Below are 21,597 nucleotides of genomic sequence, written 5' to 3' on the forward strand. Positions count from 1 at the left end.
CTCGCGGCCCGCGCCCCACCGGCGCGGACGGAATCCCGTCCCCTCCCCCTTCACCAACCGATCACCGACCGAGAGAGTGAGACAGCCGGACATGGACGAGAACACCCGCTACCAGGTTCTGCGCAACGACGAGGAGCAGTACTCGCTGTGGCCCGTCGAGATCGAGGTGCCCGCCGGCTGGCAGCCCGTCGGCAAGGAGGGCACGGAGGCGGAGTGCTCCGCCTACGTCGACGAGGTCTGGACCGACATGCGTCCCCGCAGTCTGCGGGAGCGCATGGAGAACGCCGAAGCCTGACGCGCTCGCGCGGAGGCACGAAGGACCGGGCCGGGATGCGGGTCACTGCCGCGTGCCCCGGCCCGGTTCCGCCGTCCTTCCCGCATGTCCCGAGGAGCCCTGATGACCACACCGGTCCTGCACACCGAACGACTCATGTTCCGCCCCTACCGCCCCGAGGACGAGGACGCCTTCGTGGAGCTGCTGCGCGACGAGGAGGTCTGCCGCTGGATGGGCCAGGAACGCGTGCCCGAGGCGGACATCCGCACGCTGTTCCGCGCCATCCTCACCGACGTCTACCCGCAACGCCTGTTCGACGTGTGGGGGGTGTGGCAGGGGGAGACCTTCGTCGGACACGCGGAGGTGAAGAAGACCGGCAACGTCGACGGACACGAGCTGATCGCCGCCCTCGCGCCTGCGTACTGGGGCCGAGGGCTGGGCACCGAAGTGGTCCGCGGTCTGCTGCGCCACGCCGCGGACGACCTGGGCCTGAAAGAGGCCTACGGCATGGTCGGCGCCGACAACACCCCCAGCCTGGCCCTGTGCCGCCGCCTGGGTTTCCGGCACGTACGGGACGTGACCGGCGACGACGGCACCGTCACGAAGCTGCTGGTCATCTCGACGACGGACGCGTACGCCCAAGATCAGCACCCGGAATGACACCCTGCCGCCGCGCTGACGTCCGGGCCGCTTCGTCTCGGTGGAAACGGCCCGGGCGCTGCGAGTGATGCGACTTTTCCACGGACCCCCTTCCATCGATCGGAGGTGATACGCGGCGACTACCCCTACCCGTGAGACTCACACATCCCGGGCGGGATTCGAGTGGTGGACGGGCGGTGCGGGACCACCGGCGTCCCGCGTCCGGGGCGGTTCAGCCGCCCGACGGACCGGTCCAGCCCTCCCGCACCTGCCCGAGACGCACCCGCTGCGGGTGGTCGCCGACCGGGACGGACACGGTCTTCTCGCCGGTCGCGAAGTCGATCGCGGTGACCCGGTCGGCGCCGCTCTCGGAGACCACGCAGGACTTCCCGTCGCCGCTGACGGTCGCCCAGTACGGCTTGGAGACGGGGACCAGCGGGCCGTGCTCGAAGGTGTCGCGGTCGACGACGGTCGCGTAGTCGTCCATGGTGCCCGCCACGCACAGCTTGGCGCCGTCGGGCTTCATGGTGATGCCGTGGTGGCGCGAGTCGTTGACCCAGGTGGTGCGGTCCTCGCCGGTGGCCGGGTTCTTCGGCAGGGTCTTGACGCGGCTGATCCGGTCGGTGGCGACGTCGTACTCGAAGAAGCCGTTGAAGAACGACACCTGGAAGTACAGCTTCGACTCGTCGGGGGAGAAGGCGGCGGGGCGGACCGCGTCGGAGTACTCCGTGAAGCCGGCCGCGTCCAGCCGCTCCCGCATGTCGATGACCCTGACCTGCTGGAACGTCCGGGCGTCGACGACCGTGATCGTGCGGTCGCCCTTCGTCCAGTCCAGCCAGGGCGCGTCCAGGTCGGTGTTCACCTCGCCGATGGACATGTTCCAGATGTACCGGCCGTCCCGGCTGAACACGTTCTCGTGCGGCTTGTCGCCGGTCTTGAAGGCGCCGACCTCCTCGCCGGTCTCGATGTCCAGGACGTGCACGGTGTTGGACGTCGAGGCGGAGACCGCGACGCGTGTGCCGTCGGGGGAGACCGCCATGTGGTCGGAGCGGTAACCGGACACCGGGAAGCGCCAGTTGACGCGTCCGGTGGCGAGGTCGAGGGAGACGACGTCGGCGAAGCTGGGCCGGGAGACCACCACCGAGGTGCCGTCCGGGGTGGAGTACATGTCGTCGACGAACTGGTCGTGGCCCTCGCCGACGGTGTTGCGGATGGCCATGAAGTAGATCCAGCGGACCGGGTTGGCGTTGATCTCGGCCATCCGCCGGTCCTTGTCGGGGATCACGTTGATCCGGCCGATCCGTCCGAAGTCACCGCCGGACTCGATGACGTCGGCGGTGCCGTCCCAGTTGTTGCCCACGAACAGCACCTCCCGCAGGTCCGCGGAGGGAGCCTGTCCGGCGGCGCTTGCGACGGCGCCGGGGGCGGTGAGGGTCAGGGCGACGGCGGCGGCGAGGGTGCACAGATGCCTGCTGCGGATCGGCATGGCGGGGTCTCCTCTACGGGTGGGGGCATCATGATCGGGACATGCCAAAACGGGGAGATGAATCTGAACAGACGTGCTTTCAGATTGAACTTACTGAAAAGTAAGGACGGTCGGGGGTTCTCCACAAGACCGCGGACACGACAAAATCGCCGGACGCGGGGAAAGGAGAACCGGTGGCGGGCAGACTGAGCGCACCGAGCGGCCGGTACGCCGGGAAGTCCGCCGAGGAGCGGAAGGCCGAACGGCGCCGGCGCTTCCTCGACGCGGCCCTCGAACTCTTCGGCGCCGGACCCGGCTACCGGTCCACCACCGTCGCCGCCCTCAGCGAGGCCGCCGGGCTGTCCACCCGTCAGTTCTACGAGGAGTTCCGGAGCCTGGAGGACGTCCTCGCCGCGCTGCACCTCCAGGTCAACGACTGGGCCGAGGCGGCGGTGGTCGCCGCGGCGGCCGGGACGGCGGACGCGCCGCTCGCCGAGCGCGCCGCCGCGATCTTCCGCGCCTACGCCGCCGCCGTCACCCGCGACCCGCGCCGCATCCGCATCGCCTTCGTCGAGATCATCGGCGTGAGCCCGCGCCTGGAGGAACAGCGGCTGGCCCGCCGCGCCCGCTGGGTCGACCTGATCTGCGCCGAGGCGGACGCGGCCGTCGCCCGGGGTGAGGCCGCGCCCCGCGACCACCGCCTCGCCGCGACCGGCTTCATCGGCAGCGTCAACGGGCTGCTGCACGACTGGAACGCGGGGTGGGTCGAGGCCACCCTCGACGAGGTCGTGGACGAACTGGTCCGCCAGCTCCTGGCGATCCTCCGTCCGCCGGAGACGCCGACTGGTTGACGGAGCGTCAGCCGACCGGTCTGCTCGGCCCTTCCCGTCCGGTACCCCCGGCCGGCGAGGACACGGTCGGGCTGCGCGTCCTCGCCGGCGCACCTCCGCCGCGTCACACGGGCGCGTCCCCGGCGTGGTCCGCGCTGCGGAACGCCGGCCTCCGCCCGACGGCGCCCGAATGCGCCGACGCGACGAGGACGACGGCCCCTGGTGTCACTCGTCCCACGCCTGGATCAACACCTGCCCCGTGATCTTGCCGTCGCGCAACGTCAGCATGGACTCCGAGAGCACCCGCACGCCGTCCGGGTAGCGGCAGCTCTCGCAGTAGGCGGCGTGATCGCCCTGCATGACGCATGCCTCCAGCGCGTGCGTCATGTCGCGGCTGTAGACGTCGTCCAGCATCGCGGCGATCTCGTCCTTGCCGTGCAGCACCTTCGGGTGGCTCGGCCCGCTGACGTGGTCCACGACGCGCAGTTCCGCGTCGTCCGCGTAGAGCGACTTCAGCATCTCCGGCGTGTCCGCCTCGATGCCCCGGCGCAGGGTGTCGGTACCGAACACGGGCTGTGCCGCGGTCGTCATGATGACCCACCTCCTCGGGAGGCCCCGGGCCCGGAATCAGGCCTCGCGGGCCTCACCTACGAGCGTCCTCCCTGGAGCGGCCCCGGGCAAGCGTGGCGCCCGGCAGCCGGGGCCCGCCGGCCGGGGGCCCGCATCGGGGCCGACCGCGCTGCCCTCACCCTCTCGGGTCCGCCGTGGCCAAGAACTGCGTGGCCGCCAGCTCCGCGTACAGCGGATCCTCGGCGACCAGCTCCCGGTGCGTCCCCACCGCCCGCACGCGCCCCGCGTCCATCACCACGATGCGGTCCGCCGCCGTCACGGTCGACAGGCGGTGGGCGACCACCAGCACCGTCGTCGTGCGGGCGACGTCGGCGACCGTGTCCCGCAGCGCCGCCTCGTTCACCGCGTCCAGCTGGGACGTCGCCTCGTCCAGCAGGAGGAGGCGCGGGCGGCGGAGCAGCGCGCGGGCGATGGCGACCCGCTGGCGTTCGCCGCCGGACAGCTTGGTGCCGCGGTGGCCGACGAGGGTGTCGAGCCCTTGCGGCAGCCGGGCGACGAGCCCGTCCAGCCGGGTCGTCTTCAGCACCCGCGTCAGCGTGCTCCCGTCCGCGTCCGGGTTGCCCAGCAGCAGGTTGTCCCGGAGGGAACCCGACAGCACGGGCGCGTCCTGCTCGACGTACCCGATCGCCGCCCGCAGCTCCGGCAGGTCCCACTCGGCGAGGTTCCGGCCGTCGACGGTGATCACGCCGGACTCCGGGTCGTAGAACCGCTCGATGAGGGAGAACACCGTGGTCTTGCCCGCGCCGGACGGCCCGACGAACGCGGTCAGCCCCTGCGCGGGCACCGTGAACGTCACCCCGTGGTGGACGTAGGGCAGGTCGTCGGCGTAGCGGAACCGTACGTCCTCGAAGGCGACGGCCGCCGGCGCGGCGCCGGGCGACGGCAGCGCGGCGGGCGGCGCCGCCGGTTCGGCGGGCAGCAGCAGCGCCTCCTGGATCCGGGCGAGCGCCGCGCTGCCCGCCTGGTACTGCGTGATCGCGCCGACGACCTGCGAGATCGGCGCCATCAGGTAGAACACGAACAGCAGGAACGCCACCAGCGTCCCGATGTCGATGGCCCCGGTCGCCACCCGCGCCCCGCCCACCGCCAGCACCGTGATGAACGCGAGCTGCATCGCCAGCCCCGCCGTGTTGCCCGCCGCGGCCGACCACTTGGCGGCCCGCACGCTCATCCGCCACGACTCGCGCGCCGCGTCGTGCAGCCTCCGCTCCTCCCGCGGCTCGGCGCCGGACGCCTTCACCGTGCGCAGCGCCCCCAGCACCCGCTCCAGCGTCGCCCCCATCACGCCCACCGCGTCCTGCGCCTGCTTCGACGCCCGCCGGATCCGCGGCACGACCACCCCGAGCAGCGTCCCCGCCAGCGCGAGCACGCCCAGCGTGACCGTCAGCAGCACCGGCTCCACGTAGCCCATCAGCGCCACGGTGGCGATCAGCGTGAGCCCGCCCGTGCCCAGCCCGATCAGCGAGTCGGTGGTCACCTCCCGCAGCAGCGTGGTGTCGGAGGTGATGCGGGCCATCAGATCGCCCGGCTCGGTGCGGTCCACGGCGGCGATCCGCAGCCGCAGCAGATACGACGACAGCGTGCGCCGCGCCCCCAGCACCACCGACTCCGCCGCGCGCCGCAGCACGTACGAACCCACCGCGCCCAGCACCGTGTTGCCGATCACCAGCGCCGACATCAGCAGCAGCGCCCCGGTGACGGCCTGGTCGTGTGCGAGGTCGTCGATCAGCTCCCGCGCCACCAGCGGCAGCGCCAGCCCCGTCGCGCCGGTCACCAGCGACAGCAGGGCGCCGCCCAGCAGCGCCCCGCGGTGCGGCCGTACGTACGACAGCAGCAGCCGCCAGGCGGGCGGGCCGGACCGGTCCTCTGCGATGCTCACATGCCCCCCTCGGCGTCGGACGGACGTTCAGGCTACGTCGCCCGGGCGGACGCACCGCACGGTGGGCGGCGGAGCCGATCATTCCCGCGTAGGGTCGGGAGACGACGGGGGAGACGGACCCGGCCGACGAAGGAGTCAGCAGCATGGCGCAGGAAGTACGCGGCGTGATCGCACCCGGCAAGGACGAGCCGGTACGGATCGAGACGGTCGTCGTGCCCGACCCGGGACCCGGCGAGGCGGTCGTACGCGTCCAGGCCTGCGGGGTGTGCCACACGGACCTGCACTACAAACAGGGCGGCATCAACGACGACTTCCCCTTCCTCCTCGGCCACGAGGCCGCGGGCGTCGTCGAGTCGGTGGGCGACGACGTGACCGACGTGGCGCCCGGGGACTTCGTGATCCTCAACTGGCGTGCCGTGTGCGGCCATTGCCGCGCCTGTCTGCGCGGACGCCCCTGGTACTGCTTCGACACGCACAACGCTCAGCAGAAGATGACCTTGACCGACGGTACGGAGCTGTCCCCGGCGCTCGGCATCGGCGCCTTCGCGGAGAAGACCCTGGTCGCCGCCGGACAGTGCACCAAGGTCGACCCGGCCGTGGCGCCGCAGGTCGCCGGGCTGCTCGGCTGCGGTGTGATGGCCGGCATCGGCGCCGCGATCAACACCGGCAATGTGGGCCGCGGCGACTCGGTCGCCGTCATCGGTTGCGGCGGCGTCGGCGACGCGGCGATCGCCGGCTCCCGGCTGGCCGGCGCGGCGAAGATCATCGCCGTGGACATCGACGACCGCAAGCTGGAGACCGCCCGCTCCATGGGCGCCACCCACACCGTCAACTCCCGCACGAGCGACCCCGTCGAGGCGATCCGCGACCTCACCGGCGGCTTCGGCGCCGACGTCGTTCATCGAGGCCGTGGGCCGCCCCGAGACCTACCGGCAGGCGTTCTACGCCCGCGACCTGGCCGGCACCGTCGTCCTGGTCGGCGTGCCCACCCCGGACATGAAGCTCGAACTGCCGCTGCTGGACGTCTTCGGCCGCGGCGGCGCCCTCAAGTCCTCCTGGTACGGCGACTGTCTGCCGTCCCGCGACTTCCCGATGCTGATCGACCTGCACCTCCAGGGCCGCCTGGACCTCGGCGCGTTCGTCACCGAGACCATCGCCCTGGACGAGGTGGAGAAGGCGTTCGAGCGGATGCACCGCGGCGACGTGCTGCGCTCGGTGGTGGTGCTGTGATGACCGCCCGCATCGAACGGCTCGTCACCTCCGGCCGGTTCAGCCTCGACGGCGGCACCTGGGACGTCGACAACAACGTGTGGATCGTGGGCGACGACCACGAGGCCGTCGTCATCGACGCCGCCCACGACGCCGACGCCATCGCCGAGGCGGTGGGCGACCGGCGCCTGACCGCCATCGTGTGCACCCACGCCCACAACGACCACATCGACGCCGCCCCCGCCCTCGCCGAGCGCACCGGCGCCACGATCTGGCTGCACCCCGACGACCTCACGCTGTGGAAGCAGACCCACCCGGACCGCGACCCGGACGCCTGGCTGGCCGACGGGCAGGTCATCGAGGCCGGCGGCGCGGACCTCACCGTGCTGCACACCCCCGGACACGCGCCGGGCGCGGTCTGCCTGTACGACCCGGGGCTGGGCACCGTGTTCACCGGCGACACCCTCTTCCAGGGCGGGCCCGGCGCCACCGGCCGCTCCTTCTCGCACTTCCCGACGATCATCGACTCCATCCGGGACCGGCTGCTCACCCTGCCGCCCGGGACGAAGGTGCTCACCGGCCACGGCGACCCGACCACGATCGGCGCCGAGGCCCCGCACCTGGACGAGTGGATCGCCCGGGGCCACTGAGCGGGACGCCACGCGCCCGGACGCACCGGCGGGCGCGTGGCGGGTGAACCCGCCGGCGCGCCGGACGATCCTCGCCGAAAAGCCGAAAAGACGACAGAGGATGTCCGGCTTGCCCGTCAGGCTCGTCGTCGTCAACGGACGGGACGCGGGAACGGAAGGCCGGGAACACATGACACAGCCGTTGCGGAACAAGGTCGCGCTGGTGGCCGGGGCGACCCGGGGAGCGGGACGGGGCATCGCCGTGGAACTCGGCGCGGCGGGCGCCACCGTGTACGTCACGGGCCGCACCACCCGCGCCCGCCGCTCCGAATACGACCGGCCCGAGACGATCGAGGACACCGCGGACCTGGTCACCGGGGCGGGCGGCCGGGGCGTCGCCGTCCCCACCGACCACCTGGACCCGGCCCAGGTGAAGGCGCTCGTCGACCGGATCGCCGCCGAACAGGGCCGTCTCGACGTCCTCGTCAACGACATCTGGGGCGGCGAGACCCTCTTCGAGTGGGACGCGCCCGTCTGGGAGCACGACCTCGACAAGGGGCTGCGGCTGCTGCGCCTCGCGGTGGAGACCCACGCGATCACCAGCCACCACGCCCTGCCGCTGCTGCTGCGCCACCCGGGCGGGCTGGTCGTCGAGGTGACCGACGGCACGGCGGACTACAACCGTGACCACTACCGGGTCTCCTTCTTCTACGACCTCGCCAAGTCCTCGGTGCTGCGCATGGCGTTCGCCCTCGGCCACGAACTCGGCCCGCGCCGCGCGACCGCCGTCGCGCTCACCCCCGGCTGGCTGCGCTCGGAGATCATGCTCGACCACTTCGGGGTGCGGGAGGACAACTGGCGCGACGCGCTGGAGAAGGCGCCGCACTTCGCCATCTCCGAGACCCCGCGCTATGCGGGCCGCGCCGTCGCCGCGCTCGCCGCCGACCCCGGCGTGGCCCGCTTCAACGGCGCCTCCGTGTCCAGCGGGAGCCTCGCCCAGGAGTACGGCTTCACCGACCTCGACGGCAGCCGCCCCGACGCCTGGCGCTACCTGGTCGAGGTGCAGGACGCGGGCCGCCCCGCCGACGTCACCGGCTACCGCTGACCCGCCCGGCGTCCACGGGGCGGAAAACACCTGCCGCGGTGATCGCCCGGGCGGCTACCGTCCCTCCATGACGACTGGGACAGGACGATTCGCGGGGTACGGAGTCCTCATCACCGGGGCGGCGCGCGGTATCGGAGCCGCCACCGCGGCACGGTTCGCCGAGGAGGGCGCGCGCGTCCTGATCGCGGACGCCGACCCGGATGCGGGGAGTGCACGGCGCGACGGCTGCGCGACCGCGGACTCGTGGTGGAGGCGGTCGCCTGCGACGTGACCGGCCAGGCGTCGGTCGAGGCGGCGGTGGCCCACGCCGTACGACGCTTCGGCTCGCTGGACGTGCTGGTGAACAACGCCGCACACTGCACCCCCGACGCGCCCCGCTTCGAGGACGAGCCCGAGGAGGAGTGGGCGGCGGACCTGGACGTCACCCTCACCGGCGCCTACCGCTGCTGCCGCGCCGCCCTGGCGCACCTGGAGGCGTCCGGCAGGGGCGCCGTCGTCACCGTCGGTTCGGTCAACGGGCTCCAGGACTTCGGCAACCACGCCTACAGCGCCGCCAAGGCGGGTCTGATCTCCCTCACCCGCACCCTCGCCGGCCACGCGGGACCCCGGGGCGTCCGGGTCAACCTCGTCGCGCCGGGCACGGTCCGCACCCGCGCCTGGGACGGCCGCGACGACGACCTGGCGGCGGTCTCCCAGGTCTACCCCCTGCGCCGGATCGGCGAGCCGGAGGACATCGCGGCGGCCGTGACCTTCCTCGCGTCCCGTGACGCGGCCTGGATCACCGGCGCCACCCTGGTCGTCGACGGCGGCATCACGGCCGTCAACCACGGCTTCCACCGGGCCGTGGACCACACCGGGCGGTGACCGGCCCCGCATCCCGCGGGGCGCCGTGTGACGCGACTCACGCCGAAGCGCCCGCCGTGACGGACATAACGGTCCGGTCGCGGGTACAACCGATTTCCCCCGTTCGCCGTCTACCTGGCAGAGTGCGCGGTCCAGCGCACGTTTCCGCGGGAGAGGCATAACGGACCATGGGGGACATAAGAACACGGGGTGTCGTCGCCCTGGGGGTCACCGCACTGGTGGCCCCGCTCACGCTCGTGCTCGGCGCGTCGCCGGCTCAGGCCGCGAGCTGCACCACCTCGGCGGGGCCGTACCAGAAGAAGGTCGAGAAGTTCCTCGGCCGCCCGGTCGACGGCAAGCAGTCCGCCGCCGACTGCAAGGCCATCCAGGCCTTCCAGAACAAGCACGGCATCAGGCCCAACATCGGGTACGCCGGCCCCGTGACCTGGGGCGTGATGGACCTGATGAACAAGCAGAGGGCCGTCGGGAAGAACCCGAACAAGGCGGGCAAGTGCCCCACCAACAAGGGGCGCATCGCCTGCGTCAACCTCACGCTCCAGCTGAGCTGGATCCAGGACGGCAAGAAGCTCGTCTACGGGCCGGTCGCGGTCCGCACCGGACGCAACGGGTACGAGACCCGCACCGGCCTGAAGAAGGTCTACTGGCGGAACAAGAACCACGTCTCGACCATCTACGACGTGCCGATGCCGTACAGCCAGTTCTTCGACGGCGGTCAGGCGTTCCACTCGGTCGGCGTCAGCATGTGGAACCCGCCCGGCTCCCACGGCTGCGTGAACATGACCAAGACCGCCGCCAAGAAGTACTGGTCGCTGCTGAAGAAGGGTGACGACGTCTACGTGTACGGCCGCAAGCCGGGCACCTGAGACTCGCCGGCGCCCGGCCACGGGCCGGGCGCCCCCGCGCCGTCGAGGGTGTGAACTCGCCCACCTTGCAGGGCAGATGGACGTGATCAGCAACACGTCCGAATTGCCCGATGGGCGTGCGTTTACTCACAGCGTCTTCACCTCGGGGGCCGTATGCTTCACGGTATGTCCACCAGTGTTGAACCCTCCTCCGAGCGATCGGCTGCCGAGGTCAACGAGGAGATCCGGGCCCTGTGGCTCCGGTCGGGCGGGACACTCAGCGTCGAACAGCGCGAGGAGTACCAGCGCCTGGTCCAGGAGTGGGCCTCGGCCCTCCCGCAGGCGGCCAAAGCAGCCTGACGACCGGCCTCGGCATCACGATCGGGCACCCGTGACCGCACGGGTGCCCTTCACGTCTCACCCCCAGGTCGCCGAGTACTGCCTCCGGTACGCCTTGCGGTCCTGCTCGGCCCTGATCCAGCGCGACGCCACCAGCGCCACCAGGCTGCCGCCCATCACCAGCAGCCCCGGACCCACGTTCCGCGGGTCGGCCAGCCGCGACACCAGCGTCGACGGGTCGGGCAGGATGCCCCGCACCGGCGTCGACGACCCCGGCGTGGCCGCGTCCGGCGCCGCCGCGCCCTGCGCCTGCGACGGCGCCGGGGAGGGGCTCCCGCCGTCCGCCTCGGGCGCCACGATCAGTTTCAGGTCCAGGTCCGCCAGCGCCTTCGTCACCGGCTGGAAGTACGTGATGCCGCCCGAGCGGCAGTCGCCGCTGCCGCCGGAGGTGACGCCGAGCGCGATCCCCTCGGAGAACATCGGCCCGCCGCTGTCCCCGGGTTCCGCGCACACGTCCGACTCGATCAGCCCGCCGACGGTCCCCTCCGGGTAGTTGACCGTCACGTCGAGCGCGGTCACCTCCCCGTCGCGCAGTCCGCTGGTGCTGCCGCTGCGGAAGATCCGCTGCCCCACCGCCGGGTCGGCCACCCCGGTGATCCGCACGCCCTTGCCGCCGCCCACCGCGACCACCCCGGCGTTCTCGCCCGCCTTGCCGCCGTCGTACGCGATCAGCGAGTAGTCGTCGCCCGGGAAGCTGCCGCCGACGGTGGTGCCGACCTTCCGCCGGCCCCCGTCGTCGGAGAACCACACCGAACCCTGCGGCCCGCAGTGCCCGGCGGTGAGGATGAACTCCCGCTGCCCGTCGGTGACGTTGAACCCGGCCGAGCAGCGGCCCGCCGTCGACAGCACGGGCAGCCCGCCGGCCAGACGGGTGGTGAAGGTGCCCTCGACCCGCTCCATGCGGACGAAGTCGCCGATGCCGTCGGCCACTTCGGTGAGCGACGACCAGTCGTCCGCGGACACCGTGCTGTCCCCGCGCACCACCACCTGGTTCGACCGGTAGTCCTTCATCCAGGCCGTGCCGGGCACCCGCGGGGCCGAACTCAGCGTCCTCGTCGCGGAGTCGAAGTCGTCCATGCTGTGCCGCACCATCTTCGGCTCGGCGCCCGCCGCCCGCACCTCGGCCGCCGCCTCCTCGTCGGTGACCGCGACGACCGTCCGGCCGTCCTCGCCGACCCAGCTGCCCGCCGTACGCGACGTGCCGAGCCGCTGGACCAGGCCGGCGCCCGGACCGGACGCGTCGACGTCCGCGGGGGAGGCGGTGGAGAACGGGACGGCGTCGGGCGCGCCGGGCTCACTCGCCACGGCGTGCGTGACCATCGTGCCGCCCAGCAGGAGTCCGCCGACGGCCGCCAGCCGTGTCACTCGCCGGACCACCCGTCGTCGTGCGTGCCTCATGCATCGCTCCAGAACCTCGACAGCGCGGTGCGCGCACCGCGGGGGTCTCCCTCGAGCAGAGCGCCCCTGGTCCATACGGCCGCGGAGCCCGTCGTGTTCAGCGCGGGCGGAACCGTGTTCGCCTCAGCCGCGCGCCCGCACCGAGGAGTCGGGCACGGACAGGCCCAGCGCGACCGCCGTACGGTCGTCGCCCCACACCGACGCCGGATCGACGTAGGGACGCAGCAGCGCGGTGAGGCCCGGGTCGCCGTTCCCGCGCAGCGCGTCGCCGGCCGCCTTGCGGGCGATCCCGGCGAGGAAGTCCGCCAGCTGCACCCGCGGGTCGTCCCGAGCGACGACCAGCCGCAGCTCCGCCAGGGCGACGCCGGACCGCCGGGCGGTCTCCTCGATCCACGCGATGCGCTCGGGCGTCAGCAGGTTCTGCCGGTCGTGCACCAGCCGTACCGGCCGCCGTCCGGGACCGCTCCAGTACGCGGCCGTGGCGACGATCGCCGGGAGCAGCGGGTTGAGGACGGGGATGCGCGCCGCGGGGCCGTCCAGCAGCCCCGCCCGGTAGGCCTCGGCCCGCCCGCGCCCCGCCGCCAGCCGCTCCAGCGCCGGGCCGGCGTCCGTACCGGCGTGCGTCCGGCGCAGCTCGTCCAGGGTCTCGAAGAACAGCGGGACGGAGGACCCCGGCTCCGCCCCGTTGCGGGTGCGCAGCAGCCGGTTGGCCACGGACAGGAACCGCCGCCGGTCCTCCGCACCCAGTGCCTCCCGCACCGCGCGGTACAGCTCCGCCGCCGCGCCCGGGTCGTCGAGCAGCACGCCGGCCAGCCGGTCCACCACGAAGAAGGACTTCTCGGTGAGATGCACGCGCGCGGCGCCGTGCAGCGGCCCGCCCGGCGCGAGGAACCACTCCAGCACCGTCCGGTGCTTCTCCCGCAGCAGATGGGTCGCCTTGTACTCGGTGGCCGGGGAGCGGATCCGGTCGCGGATCTCCCGCAGTGCCCGGGCCGCCTCCGGCACGGGGACGTGGACACCGGCGTGCGCGAACACGTCGGTGTTCCCGCCGGTCAGGTTCTCGCCGTCCGACCCCGACTCGTCGCAGGCGATCTCCCGTGCCGCCCCGTCGCCGTCGCCGGGCGGCGCCCCGGAATCCTGATGTGGGTCCACACCACGCCCCCTATCGTGTGCTCCATGACCAGGATCCCGCACGATACGTCCGGTGAACCGAATCCGCTCAAGGCCTTCTCCCTGGATCAGCTGCGCCGCCGCACCAGCATGAAGTGGCGTACGTACCCCGACGACGTCCTCCCGGTGTGGGTGGCCGAGATGGACGTGGAGCTGCCCGGACCGGTCGTCCGCGCGGTCACCGACGCGCTGCGGTCCGGCGACACCGGCTATCCCGCCGGGACCGCCTACGCCGAGGCGCTGGCCTCCTTCGCCGGCAAGCGGTGGGGCTGGTACGGGCTCGCCGTGGAGCGCACCGCGATCGTGCCGGACGTGATGCTGGGCGTGGTCGAGATGCTCCGGCTGGTCACCGGGCCCGGCGACCCGGTCGTGGTGAACCCCCCGGTCTACCCGCCCTTCTACGACTTCGTACGGCACGCGGACCGCCGGATCGTCGAAGCCCCGCTCGGCGCGGACGCGCGGCTCGGCCTGGACGTCCTGGAGCGCGCCTTCCGCGGGGCGACCGAGGGCGGCGGCCGGGCCGCGTACCTGCTGTGCAGCCCGCACAACCCCACCGGCACGGTGCACACCGCCGAGGAGCTGACCGCCGTGGCGGCGCTCGCCGAGCGGTACGGCGTCCGGGTCGTCGCCGACGAGATCCACGCGCCCCTGGTGTTCGGCGGCGCGCGCTTCGTGCCGTACCTGAGCGTGCCCGGCGGTGAGCGCGGACTGTCGCTGATGTCGGCGTCGAAGGCGTGGAACCTGGCCGGGCTCAAGGCGGCTCTCGCGGTCGCCGGGCCCGGCGCGGGCGACGACCTGGCCCGGATGCCGGAGGTGGTCGGCCACGGCCCGAGCCATGTCGGCATCCTCGCCCACACCGCCGCCCTGCGCGACGCCACCGGCTGGCTGGACGCCCTGCTCGACGCCCTCGACGCCAACCGACGGCTGCTCGGCGAACTCCTCGCCGAGCACCTGCCGGCGGTCCGGTACCGCCCGGGCGACGCCACCTACCTCGCCTGGCTGGACTGCCGGGACCTCGGCCTGGGCGACGACCCCGCCGAGGCGTTCCTCCGGCACGGGCGGGTGGCGCTCACCGACGGGCCGTCCTTCGGCACGGGCGGCGCGGGCCACGCCCGGCTGAACCTCGCCGCCTCGCCCGAGGTGCTCACCGAGGCGGTGCGGCGGATGGCGGCCACTGTGAGCGCGGCGGGCGGCGCCCGTGGCTGACGCCGCCTTCGCCCACCCCCGGCTCGCCGCCCTCTACGACCCGCTCGACCCCGACCGCGGCGACCTCGACGCCTATCTGCGCATGGCGCGCGAGTTCGGCGCCCGCCGGGTGCTGGACATCGGCTGCGGCACGGGCGTGTTCGCGCTGCTCCTCGCGGACGAGGGGATCGACGTCGTGGGCGTCGACCCGGCCGGCGCCTCCCTCGACGTCGCCCGCGCCAAGCCGGGCGCCGGGCGCGTCCGCTGGATCGAGGGAGACGCGACGGACCTGCCGCCGCTCACCGCCGATCTGGCCACCATGACCGCGAACGTCGCCCAGGCGATCGCGGAGCCCGGCGCCTGGCAGGCCACCCTGCGCGGCGCCCACGCGGCCCTGCGCCCCGGCGGCCGCCTGGTCTTCGAGACCCGCGACCCGGCCCGGCGCGCCTGGGAGACCTGGACCCGTGAGCAGTCGTATGTCCGCGCCGGCGTGCCCGGCGCCGGCACGGTGGAGAGCTGGCACGAAGTGACCGCCGTGGACGGTCCGTTGGTCTCGTTCCGCACGACGTACGTGTTCGCGTCGGACGGCGAGGTGCTGACCTCGGACTCGACCCTGCGGTTCCGGGAGCGTGAGGAGGTCGAGGCGGACCTCGCGGACCACGGCTACGTGCTGGAGGACGTACGGGACGCACCCGACCGCCCCGGACGGGAGTTCGTGTTCGTGGCCCGCCGCCCGTGGCGCCAGGACAACCCCCGGCGGAATACGCGGGAGCAGGCCTAGACTTGACCCATGGACAACGCGTTGCGGGACCGGCTCGGGGCGGGGAAGTACCTGCTGCTCACCAGCTACCGGAAGAACGGCACGCCGGTGGCCACCCCGGTGTGGGTGGTGCGCGACGGCGACGCGCTGGGCGTGTGGACCGCCGCCGACTCGTGGAAGGTCAAGCGGATCCGCGCCCGCGGGGACGTCCTCGTGGGACCCTGCGACCTGCGCGGCAACCCGACGGGCGACCAGGTCCCGGCCACCGCGGAGATCTGCGACGCGGCCACGACCGCGCGCTACCGGCAGCTGATCGCCCGCAAGTACGGGCTGATGGGCCGCCTCACCCTGCTGGGCAGCCGGCTGCGCCGGGGCGTGGACGGCACGGTGGGCATCCGCGTCACCCTCTGACCCCAGCCCCCGCCGGCGGACGTCGAGGCTGTCAGGTCCAGGCCCGCAGCGGCTCGTCCACCAGCTGGAACACCGGTTCGCCGCGCACCGGGTCCTCGGCGGTCGACAGCCGCACCCGGTCGCCGCTGTGGACGCCGATCGGCGGGCCCATGACCCGGCCCCGCACCACGAACCCCTCGGCCATCTCTATCAGCGACACATTGCGCGCCGCCGGGGTGTTGCGGTGCAGCACCGTCGAGTGGCGCACCGTGCCGAAACCCGCGCTGCGTTCGGTGCGCAGGTCGCTGCCCTGACACACCGGGCACAGCAGCCGGTGGTACATCGCCGTGCCGCACCAGGTGCAGCGTTGGAAGAGCATGGCGTCCTGGTCGGTGCTCCGCCCTTCGCGGCCCTGCGGTTCGAGCAGGCGCGTGGAGCCGGCTGCCTGCTGAGCGACGCTCCCTGAGAAGTGGTACACGCTGGTCAACTCCCTGCACTCGGCCGGACTTCCACGTGCACGGTCCCGCCCGGGCACGCGACTGCCCGGTGGCCGCGCCACCGCGCACGGCCACAGAGTATGGCACTGAGTGCCACGAGTAAAGGCACTCAGTACCCTCTTCTGTGGAGTGAGAGCCGGTTCCAAAAATCTCCGGAACTTGACGGGTACGGGACGGGTCTGGGTTCGCGAAGGCCGGGCATACGGGCAACACCCCTACGGAAGGAGCTCGTTCATGCTCGGCATAGTGGCGGCGGTGCTGTTCTTCATCGCCTTCCTGATCAACGCGGCGGACATCGCGACCAACGACGTGTTCTCCTCGGTGAACGTGATGCTGCTGGGGCTGACCGCCCTGGCCCTGCACGTCGCCGGCATCGGGGCGGGCCGGCCCCGCAGACGCTGACCCTCTGACGTGCGGCGACGGACGACCTGCGGAACGGTGGCGGGCAGAGCGATGAACGCCGACCGCCACCGGGCCGGCCCCGCCGTACCCCCGAGGAGTCGGACGTCCGCACCCGGCTGCCTTCGGGCGTTCCGCACACCCGTGTCATTCTCACGGGCGTACGCCGTCGCCCCGAGGAGCCCCGATGCCCGCCACCCGCCCCCGCCTCCTGTACGTCACCGATCTGGCCTACCCGGCCCGCGGGCGGCGGTACTGCGACGAGGACATCCTTCTCACCTCCCGGCTGCGCGAGGAGTTCGACCTCGCCCTCTGCCATCCGCGGGACGCCGCCGCGCTGATGGGCGGATTCGACGCGGTCGTCGTGCGGAACAGCGGGCCCGTGCTGGGGTACCTCGACGCCTACGAGGACTTCCGCGCGCGGGCGCTCGCCGCCGGTACGCCCGTCTACAACCCGCTCACCGGGCAGGGGGACATGGCAGGCAAGCAGTACCTGCTGGACCTCACCGACGCCGGGATGCCGGTCATCCCCACCGTCGGCCGGCCCGAGGACCTCCACCGGCTGCCCCGCGCGGAGCGGTACGTCGTCAAGCCGCGGCTCGGCGCGGACTCGCACGGGCTGCGGATCGTCCCCGCCGCCGAGGTGTCCGTGCCCGCCGACGGCGACGTCCTCGTGCAGCCGTACGTCGACTTCGCCTACGAGGTCTCGTTCTACTTCGTCGACCACGACTTCCAGTACGCCCTCCACGCCCCGGACCCCGCCGCGCGCTGGCGCCTGGAGCCCTACCGGCCCACCCCCGGTGACCTGGACTTCGCCCGGCGGTTCGTCGAGTGGAACTCCCTCGGCCACGGCATCCAGCGGGTCGACGCCTGCCGGGCGCCGGGCGGGGAGCTGCTGCTGGTCGAGCTGGAGGACCTCAACCCCTATCTGTCGCTCGACGCCCTCGACGACGCGACCCGGGACGCGTTCGTCGCCGCGATGACGGCGTCCCTGCACCGCTTCCTGCGGGAGAGCGGGGGCGCCCGCGGCTGAACCGGCCGGGCCCCGGTCACGTATCTCTCGCCGTAGGCGGCTCAACTCCCGCGTCAGGCACGGAAGGAGAGCGATGTGACCACCGCACCGGGGTCCGGCCCCGAGGGGCCGCCCCTCGAACCCGTCCGCGTGCTGCGCGCGCGCCGCACCGACGCGCTCGCGGAGCTGTTCCGGGACGTCGAGCGGGGCGAAGGGGACCACGAGGAGGTGCCGCGGGACCGGTCTCCGGCCGGGGCGGAGGACGTCACGCAGGAGCTCCCGCCGGTACCAGGTGGTCCGCCGCCGGAGTTCGCCCGGCCGTCACGGTTGCGCCGGGCCGCGCCGGGCCTGGTGGTGGCCGTCGCCGCGCTGGCCGGGTTCGGCGGGGCGCTGCTCTTCACCGAGCGGCCCGCCGACGACCGCGCCGCCGCACCGGCGTCTCCGCCGCCCGCGACCGCCGCCCCCGCGCCGCCGCGCACGGCCGCCCCCGCCGAGGACGGCTTCCTGCGCGAGGGCGACTCGGGCCCCGAGGTGGCCGCCCTCCAGGAACGCCTGCTGCGCGTCCCCGACGTCTACCGCGACGGCACAACCGACGGCCGCTACGACGCGACGCTCCGCGAGGCGGTCGCCCGCTTCCAGCTCTGGTACGGCATCCGCGGCGACGAGACGGGCGTCTACGGCGACGACACCCGCCAGGCACTGGAGTCCCGCACGGGCGGGCCGGGGGGTGAGGACGCGGCGTAGACCCGGGACCCCGGGGCGCGCCCGGACCGGGTCAGCGGTCACGTCCGCCTCCCTGAGGCCGGGGCCCTGCGGGCGCTCAGGGGCTCCGCAGGACAGGGCCGGGCACGTCCCTCGGGCTCAGCGGGGAGTCGGACCCCCGTGGATCGGGCCGTTGCGGGCGAGACCCCCAGTCCGGGACCGCGAGCACGCCCCGGTTCCCGCGTCCGGACCCCCGGACGGCCACGTCCCCGCGCGGACCGGGGCCCGGCAGCCCCCCGCCTCCCCGCCCCTCACATTTCCCGCGGCACGCGAATGTCCAGCACGCACACATCGTCCCGCCGTTCGTCCTCCAGCATCACGTCCAGCAGCGCGCCCAGGGAGCCGGAGGTGTCCTCGGGATGGGCCGCCGCCGCGTCGGCGAGGCGGGTGAGGCCGGTGTCGATGCTCTCCAGGGGGCGCTCGACCAGGCCGTCGGTGTAGAGGAGGAGCCGGTCGCCCGGTTCGAGGCGGTGCTCGGTCTCCTCGAAGTACGGGGCCGGGGTCGCGCCCAGCAGCATGCCCCGGGGCCGACGCAGATACGTCGCCTCGCCGCCGCGCAGCAGCAGTGGTGGCGGGTGGCCGGCCTGCGCCCATATCAGCCGGCGGTCGGCCGCGCGGTAGCGGGCGAGGACCATCGTCGCGGTGCGGCGCGCGTCCCGGGCGTGCAGCAGCAGCGAGTTGAGCCGGGACAGCGCGCCCGTGAGCGACGAGCCGGTGCTGACCATGCCCTTCGCGGTGAAGCGCAGCTGCGCCATCGTGGCGACCGCGTCCACGCCGTGACCGGCCACGTCCCCGATGACGAACAGGGCGTCCCCGTCGGGCAGCTCCACCGCGCTGAACCAGTCCCCGCCGACATGGATGCCGGCCTGCGCGGGCAGATACCCGACCTCGACGCGCAGCCCGGACAGGTCGATCACCTTGTCGGGCAGCGGCAGCAGCGCGTTCTGCAGCCGGGCCACCAGGATCCGCTCCGACTGGAGCACGTCGTGCTGGGTGAGGATCGCCCGCTCGCTCTCCACCAGCGCCAGTTCCGCCCGGCGCCGCGCGGTCAGGTCCTGCACGACCCCGTGCACCTCGAACGGGGCGCCGTGGGCGTCCGTCACCACCTCGGCGACCAGCCGCAGATGCCGTACGCCGCCCCCGCCGTGGATCCGGAACGGCGCGTCGAACGGCCGGCCCTCGCGCAGCAGCGTCTCGACGGCGGCCCGCAGCGCCGGCCGGTCCTCGGGCAGCGCGAGCCCGGGAAGGCCGTCGAGCCGCACCGGACCGTCCGCCGGGTCCCGGTCGAGGATCGCGAAGACCTGCGCCGACCAGGAGGCCTCGTCCCGCGCCAGGTTCCAGTTGGCCCAGCCGATGCTGCCCAGCCGCTGCAGCTCCGCCAGCCGCTGCTCCTGCCGGTCGGAGAAGGTGTGCCGCAGCCAGGCGACGACCAGCGCGTCCTCCAGGCGGGTCACCCGCACCGAGTAGGTGGCCGGCCCGAGGACGCCGTCCGCGGTCCCCTGGTGGGCGAACGGCTCGCTCTCGTACGGCCCGCCGCCCGCCAGGGTGTCCAGCAGGCCCTGCCACACCGGCAGGTCCGTGAGGCCGGGCCGCACCTCCCGCAGCCGCCGTCCGGCCGGGTCGCCGGTGGAGCCGCCGAGGAGGTCGGCAGCCTGGGCGGTGGCCGCGTCGACGTGGAAGTCCTCCACCTCGCCCGAGGAGGAGGTGACGGGGGTCAGCAGCATCGCCGGGACCGGCAGCGCCGCGAACAGCGACCGGACCGTGTCCGCCTCGGCCGCGCGGACCGGGACCGACGACGAGGTGAAGCCGCGCAGGCGTCCCGCGCACAGCCGGACGACGCCCCGCAGATGCGCGCGGTCGCGAGGGGTGAAGGCGCCCGGGCGTCCGCGCAGCACGCCGATGCACACGTCGGAGCCGTCGCCGGCGCGCAGCGGCAGCCAGACCCGGGACTGCCACCGCTCGGGCGGCTCGCCGATCAGCAGGTGGCGCGTGCTGTCCTCGGGGAAGTTCTCCAGCCAGCGGGGCTCACCGGAGCGCAGGGCCTCCACCACGGCCATCCCGCCGATGGGGGGCACCTGACGCCAGCGGGCGGCCAGCCCGTCGTCGATGCCGGCGTGCCCGGCGAGTTCCAGGCCGCCGCCGGACCGTCGGACGTAGATCATCACCGACTCCGCGTCCAGGTCCGGGGCGAGGTGCTCCAGCAGGTACTGGGCGAGCGCCTGGTGCGTGTCCGCGTGGACCAGGACGCGGCCGAGGCGGCTGAGGGCGTCGGCGACGTCGTCGGGTGCGGCGAAGGGCGCCGGGGCGTCATCGGGGGACGGGGCGGCCGCCGCGGTCCCGGCGTCGCCCTGCGGGCGGGGTGCGGCCGCGTCGTCGCACGGGCGGGCCGGCGTCAGCTCGCCCAGGGTGACCCAGCACTCCTCCAGGAGAGTGCGGCGGGCGGCCGTGGCCCTCTGGTGCAGGAGCTCCTCGGCGGCGTCCGCGGTACAGCCGGCCAGAGCCATCACGACGCCCCTGGCGCGCTCCACGACGACCGTCGTGGCGGCCTGCTCGCGCAGCCGGTCCATCTCGGCGCGCAGTCGGGCGACGGCCCTGGCCGGTGCCGCCAGGTCCGGGACCGCGCCGGACTCGACCGGGGCAAAGCGATCGCTCTTCACGCACCGAGCATGGCACACCTGCATGTATGCGTTGGCCGCCTTCTTCGCTCCGCTTCCGGCCCCGGGCCCTGTGACGGCGGCCCGTACGGGCCTGGACGGGACCGGCCCGCGCGGTACGGGGACGGCACGGGGCCGGGCGGGCCCGTACGCGGGCTGGACGGAGTGCGCGCGCTCCGCGCGCGGGTCAGCGGGCGCTCTCGCCCAGGGCCCGGGTGACCGCCCGCACGCTCCGCGCGATGTGCTGGAGCTGCATCAGCTCGGCCGCGTACAGCTTGATCGCATGCTCGATGGCGCCCTCGTGCAGACCGAGCCGGGGCAGGTCCGCGCGGGCGGTCTGCAGCGCGGTGCGCGCCACCCGTATCTCGTGCTCGACCTGGATCTGGGCGTGCCGGGCCAGCAGCACGGGGTGCCGGACGAACGCCGGGTAGCTCGCGTAGCGCGCCGGGACCAGCTCGCGCAGCCACTTGGCGGCCGAGCGTTCCCAGTCGTAGCTCCCGGGGGTCTTGACCTGGCAGGGCCAGTCGGGTCCGAGGCGCGTGGACGTCAGAGGCATGATCTTCGCTTCCGGATGTACGGCGTCGCCGGCGCGGGCGACGGGGTGG

Annotated in this window: 21 protein-coding genes and 2 pseudogenes; 15 read left to right on the plus strand and 8 right to left on the minus strand. The window is 73.6% G+C overall.

Features of this window, described 5'->3' with window-relative positions; all coding sequences use genetic code 11:
- Positions 1–91 precede the first annotated feature (91 nt).
- Together ACP7TJ_RS30565 and ACP7TJ_RS30570 are read left to right on the plus strand one after the other, a co-directional pair.
- Positions 92–295, plus strand: coding sequence for an MbtH family protein (locus ACP7TJ_RS30565; protein WP_093769103.1), 204 nt, complete (start codon positions 92–94; stop codon positions 293–295).
- Positions 296–397: 102 nt separating this feature from the next.
- Entirely contained in the window at positions 398–934 is a 537-nt protein-coding gene (locus ACP7TJ_RS30570; RefSeq protein ID WP_093769102.1) for a GNAT family N-acetyltransferase, read from the plus strand.
- Between the two features lie 211 nt (positions 935–1,145).
- Here the strand turns inward: ACP7TJ_RS30570 and ACP7TJ_RS30575 are convergent, their stop codons facing one another.
- Positions 1,146–2,399, minus strand: coding sequence for a YncE family protein (locus tag ACP7TJ_RS30575; RefSeq protein WP_266403468.1), 1,254 nt, complete (start codon positions 2,397–2,399; stop codon positions 1,146–1,148).
- A gap of 173 nt (positions 2,400–2,572) precedes the next feature.
- On the opposite strand from ACP7TJ_RS30575, the gene ACP7TJ_RS30580 reads away from it, so the two are divergent.
- On the plus strand, positions 2,573–3,229 hold the full coding sequence (locus tag ACP7TJ_RS30580) for a TetR/AcrR family transcriptional regulator (protein ID WP_427766848.1): 657 nt from the start codon (positions 2,573–2,575) through the stop codon (positions 3,227–3,229).
- A gap of 204 nt (positions 3,230–3,433) precedes the next feature.
- Here the strand turns inward: ACP7TJ_RS30580 and ACP7TJ_RS30585 are convergent, their stop codons facing one another.
- Together ACP7TJ_RS30585 and ACP7TJ_RS30590 are read right to left on the minus strand one after the other, a co-directional pair.
- Positions 3,434–3,799, minus strand: coding sequence for a nuclear transport factor 2 family protein (locus tag ACP7TJ_RS30585; RefSeq protein WP_093769099.1), 366 nt, complete (start codon positions 3,797–3,799; stop codon positions 3,434–3,436).
- 154 nt (positions 3,800–3,953) lie between these two features.
- A complete protein-coding gene (locus ACP7TJ_RS30590; RefSeq protein ID WP_427766852.1) occupies positions 3,954–5,717 on the minus strand; it encodes an ABC transporter ATP-binding protein in 1,764 nt (587 codons plus the stop codon).
- A gap of 143 nt (positions 5,718–5,860) precedes the next feature.
- On the opposite strand from ACP7TJ_RS30590, the pseudogene ACP7TJ_RS30595 reads away from it, so the two are divergent.
- The 6 genes and pseudogenes from ACP7TJ_RS30595 (at position 5,861) to ACP7TJ_RS30620 (ending at position 10,726) form a co-directional block, all read left to right on the plus strand.
- Positions 5,861–6,947 (plus strand): annotated as a pseudogene (locus ACP7TJ_RS30595) (S-(hydroxymethyl)mycothiol dehydrogenase).
- Positions 6,947–7,576, plus strand: a complete 630-nt coding sequence (locus ACP7TJ_RS30600) for an MBL fold metallo-hydrolase (protein ID WP_266551062.1) — start codon at positions 6,947–6,949, stop codon at positions 7,574–7,576. The pseudogene ACP7TJ_RS30595 and the gene ACP7TJ_RS30600 overlap by 1 nt, the downstream one beginning before the upstream one ends.
- A gap of 169 nt (positions 7,577–7,745) precedes the next feature.
- Positions 7,746–8,660: an SDR family oxidoreductase gene (locus ACP7TJ_RS30605; protein WP_367547852.1), complete on the plus strand. Its 915-nt coding sequence runs from the start codon at positions 7,746–7,748 to the stop codon at positions 8,658–8,660.
- A gap of 67 nt (positions 8,661–8,727) precedes the next feature.
- Positions 8,728–9,524 (plus strand): annotated as a pseudogene (locus tag ACP7TJ_RS30610) (SDR family NAD(P)-dependent oxidoreductase).
- 167 nt (positions 9,525–9,691) lie between these two features.
- Entirely contained in the window at positions 9,692–10,387 is a 696-nt protein-coding gene (locus ACP7TJ_RS30615; RefSeq protein WP_093769094.1) for a L,D-transpeptidase family protein, read from the plus strand.
- 153 nt (positions 10,388–10,540) lie between these two features.
- Positions 10,541–10,726: a hypothetical protein gene (locus ACP7TJ_RS30620; protein WP_093769093.1), complete on the plus strand. Its 186-nt coding sequence runs from the start codon at positions 10,541–10,543 to the stop codon at positions 10,724–10,726.
- 57 nt (positions 10,727–10,783) lie between these two features.
- Here the strand turns inward: ACP7TJ_RS30620 and ACP7TJ_RS30625 are convergent, their stop codons facing one another.
- Together ACP7TJ_RS30625 and ACP7TJ_RS30630 are read right to left on the minus strand one after the other, a co-directional pair.
- A complete protein-coding gene (locus ACP7TJ_RS30625; RefSeq protein ID WP_367547854.1) occupies positions 10,784–12,163 on the minus strand; it encodes a S1 family peptidase in 1,380 nt (459 codons plus the stop codon).
- 123 nt (positions 12,164–12,286) lie between these two features.
- Positions 12,287–13,315 (minus strand): hypothetical protein, encoded by a 1,029-nt coding sequence (locus tag ACP7TJ_RS30630; protein ID WP_189911291.1) that lies wholly within the window; start codon positions 13,313–13,315, stop codon positions 12,287–12,289.
- Positions 13,316–13,339: 24 nt separating this feature from the next.
- On the opposite strand from ACP7TJ_RS30630, the gene ACP7TJ_RS30635 reads away from it, so the two are divergent.
- From ACP7TJ_RS30635 to ACP7TJ_RS30645, 3 genes are read left to right on the plus strand one after another with little or no spacing between them, the layout of a single operon-like run.
- Positions 13,340–14,539: a MalY/PatB family protein gene (locus tag ACP7TJ_RS30635; RefSeq protein WP_427766859.1), complete on the plus strand. Its 1,200-nt coding sequence runs from the start codon at positions 13,340–13,342 to the stop codon at positions 14,537–14,539.
- Positions 14,532–15,299: a class I SAM-dependent methyltransferase gene (locus ACP7TJ_RS30640; protein WP_093769090.1), complete on the plus strand. Its 768-nt coding sequence runs from the start codon at positions 14,532–14,534 to the stop codon at positions 15,297–15,299. Before ACP7TJ_RS30635 ends, ACP7TJ_RS30640 begins: the two co-directional genes overlap by 8 nt.
- Positions 15,300–15,308: 9 nt before the next feature.
- Positions 15,309–15,689, plus strand: a complete 381-nt coding sequence (locus ACP7TJ_RS30645) for a PPOX class F420-dependent oxidoreductase (protein ID WP_228914687.1) — start codon at positions 15,309–15,311, stop codon at positions 15,687–15,689.
- A 31-nt stretch (positions 15,690–15,720) separates the two neighbouring features.
- Here the strand turns inward: ACP7TJ_RS30645 and ACP7TJ_RS30650 are convergent, their stop codons facing one another.
- The gene (locus tag ACP7TJ_RS30650; protein WP_093769088.1) at positions 15,721–16,146 is read right to left on the minus strand and encodes a Zn-ribbon domain-containing OB-fold protein; all 426 of its coding nucleotides are present in this window, start codon (positions 16,144–16,146) and stop codon (positions 15,721–15,723) included.
- A 253-nt stretch (positions 16,147–16,399) separates the two neighbouring features.
- On the opposite strand from ACP7TJ_RS30650, the gene ACP7TJ_RS30655 reads away from it, so the two are divergent.
- The 3 genes from ACP7TJ_RS30655 (at position 16,400) to ACP7TJ_RS30665 (ending at position 18,320) form a co-directional block, all read left to right on the plus strand.
- Positions 16,400–16,567 (plus strand): hypothetical protein, encoded by a 168-nt coding sequence (locus ACP7TJ_RS30655; RefSeq protein WP_167741544.1) that lies wholly within the window; start codon positions 16,400–16,402, stop codon positions 16,565–16,567.
- A gap of 184 nt (positions 16,568–16,751) precedes the next feature.
- The gene (locus tag ACP7TJ_RS30660) at positions 16,752–17,597 is read left to right on the plus strand and encodes a hypothetical protein (protein ID WP_167741545.1); all 846 of its coding nucleotides are present in this window, start codon (positions 16,752–16,754) and stop codon (positions 17,595–17,597) included.
- Positions 17,598–17,672: 75 nt separating this feature from the next.
- Entirely contained in the window at positions 17,673–18,320 is a 648-nt protein-coding gene (locus tag ACP7TJ_RS30665) for a peptidoglycan-binding protein (RefSeq protein WP_167741546.1), read from the plus strand.
- A gap of 269 nt (positions 18,321–18,589) precedes the next feature.
- Here ACP7TJ_RS30665 and ACP7TJ_RS30670 read toward each other — a convergent pair whose 3' ends face one another.
- Both ACP7TJ_RS30670 and ACP7TJ_RS30675 read right to left on the minus strand, forming a co-directional pair.
- Entirely contained in the window at positions 18,590–20,995 is a 2,406-nt protein-coding gene (locus ACP7TJ_RS30670; RefSeq protein ID WP_427766866.1) for a SpoIIE family protein phosphatase, read from the minus strand.
- Between the two features lie 184 nt (positions 20,996–21,179).
- The gene (locus tag ACP7TJ_RS30675) at positions 21,180–21,548 is read right to left on the minus strand and encodes a hypothetical protein (protein ID WP_093769084.1); all 369 of its coding nucleotides are present in this window, start codon (positions 21,546–21,548) and stop codon (positions 21,180–21,182) included.
- Positions 21,549–21,597 lie beyond the last annotated feature (49 nt).

This window comes from Streptomyces sp. DSM 41931 (assembly GCF_050271085.1).
GTDB lineage: Bacteria > Actinomycetota > Actinomycetes > Streptomycetales > Streptomycetaceae > Streptomyces > Streptomyces albogriseolus.

Bases quoted from the DNA above. Each gene is read 5' to 3' on its own strand.
- ACP7TJ_RS30575 (WP_266403468.1), bottom strand. From the start codon at position 2,399: ATGCCGATCCGCAGCAGGCATCTGTGCACCCTCGCCGCCGCCGTCGCC.
- ACP7TJ_RS30625 (WP_367547854.1), bottom strand. From the start codon at position 12,163: ATGAGGCACGCACGACGACGGGTGGTCCGGCGAGTGACACGGCTGGCG.
- ACP7TJ_RS30615 (WP_093769094.1), top strand. From the start codon at position 9,692: ATGGGGGACATAAGAACACGGGGTGTCGTCGCCCTGGGGGTCACCGCA.
- ACP7TJ_RS30635 (WP_427766859.1), top strand. From the start codon at position 13,340: ATGACCAGGATCCCGCACGATACGTCCGGTGAACCGAATCCGCTCAAG.
- ACP7TJ_RS30585 (WP_093769099.1), bottom strand. From the start codon at position 3,799: ATGACGACCGCGGCACAGCCCGTGTTCGGTACCGACACCCTGCGCCGG.
- ACP7TJ_RS30645 (WP_228914687.1), top strand. From the start codon at position 15,309: ATGGACAACGCGTTGCGGGACCGGCTCGGGGCGGGGAAGTACCTGCTG.
- ACP7TJ_RS30600 (WP_266551062.1), top strand. From the start codon at position 6,947: ATGACCGCCCGCATCGAACGGCTCGTCACCTCCGGCCGGTTCAGCCTC.
- ACP7TJ_RS30660 (WP_167741545.1), top strand. From the start codon at position 16,752: ATGCCCGCCACCCGCCCCCGCCTCCTGTACGTCACCGATCTGGCCTAC.
- ACP7TJ_RS30655 (WP_167741544.1), top strand. From the start codon at position 16,400: ATGCTCGGCATAGTGGCGGCGGTGCTGTTCTTCATCGCCTTCCTGATC.
- ACP7TJ_RS30565 (WP_093769103.1), top strand. From the start codon at position 92: ATGGACGAGAACACCCGCTACCAGGTTCTGCGCAACGACGAGGAGCAG.
- ACP7TJ_RS30620 (WP_093769093.1), top strand. From the start codon at position 10,541: ATGCTTCACGGTATGTCCACCAGTGTTGAACCCTCCTCCGAGCGATCG.
- ACP7TJ_RS30675 (WP_093769084.1), bottom strand. From the start codon at position 21,548: ATGCCTCTGACGTCCACGCGCCTCGGACCCGACTGGCCCTGCCAGGTC.
- ACP7TJ_RS30605 (WP_367547852.1), top strand. From the start codon at position 7,746: ATGACACAGCCGTTGCGGAACAAGGTCGCGCTGGTGGCCGGGGCGACC.
- ACP7TJ_RS30570 (WP_093769102.1), top strand. From the start codon at position 398: ATGACCACACCGGTCCTGCACACCGAACGACTCATGTTCCGCCCCTAC.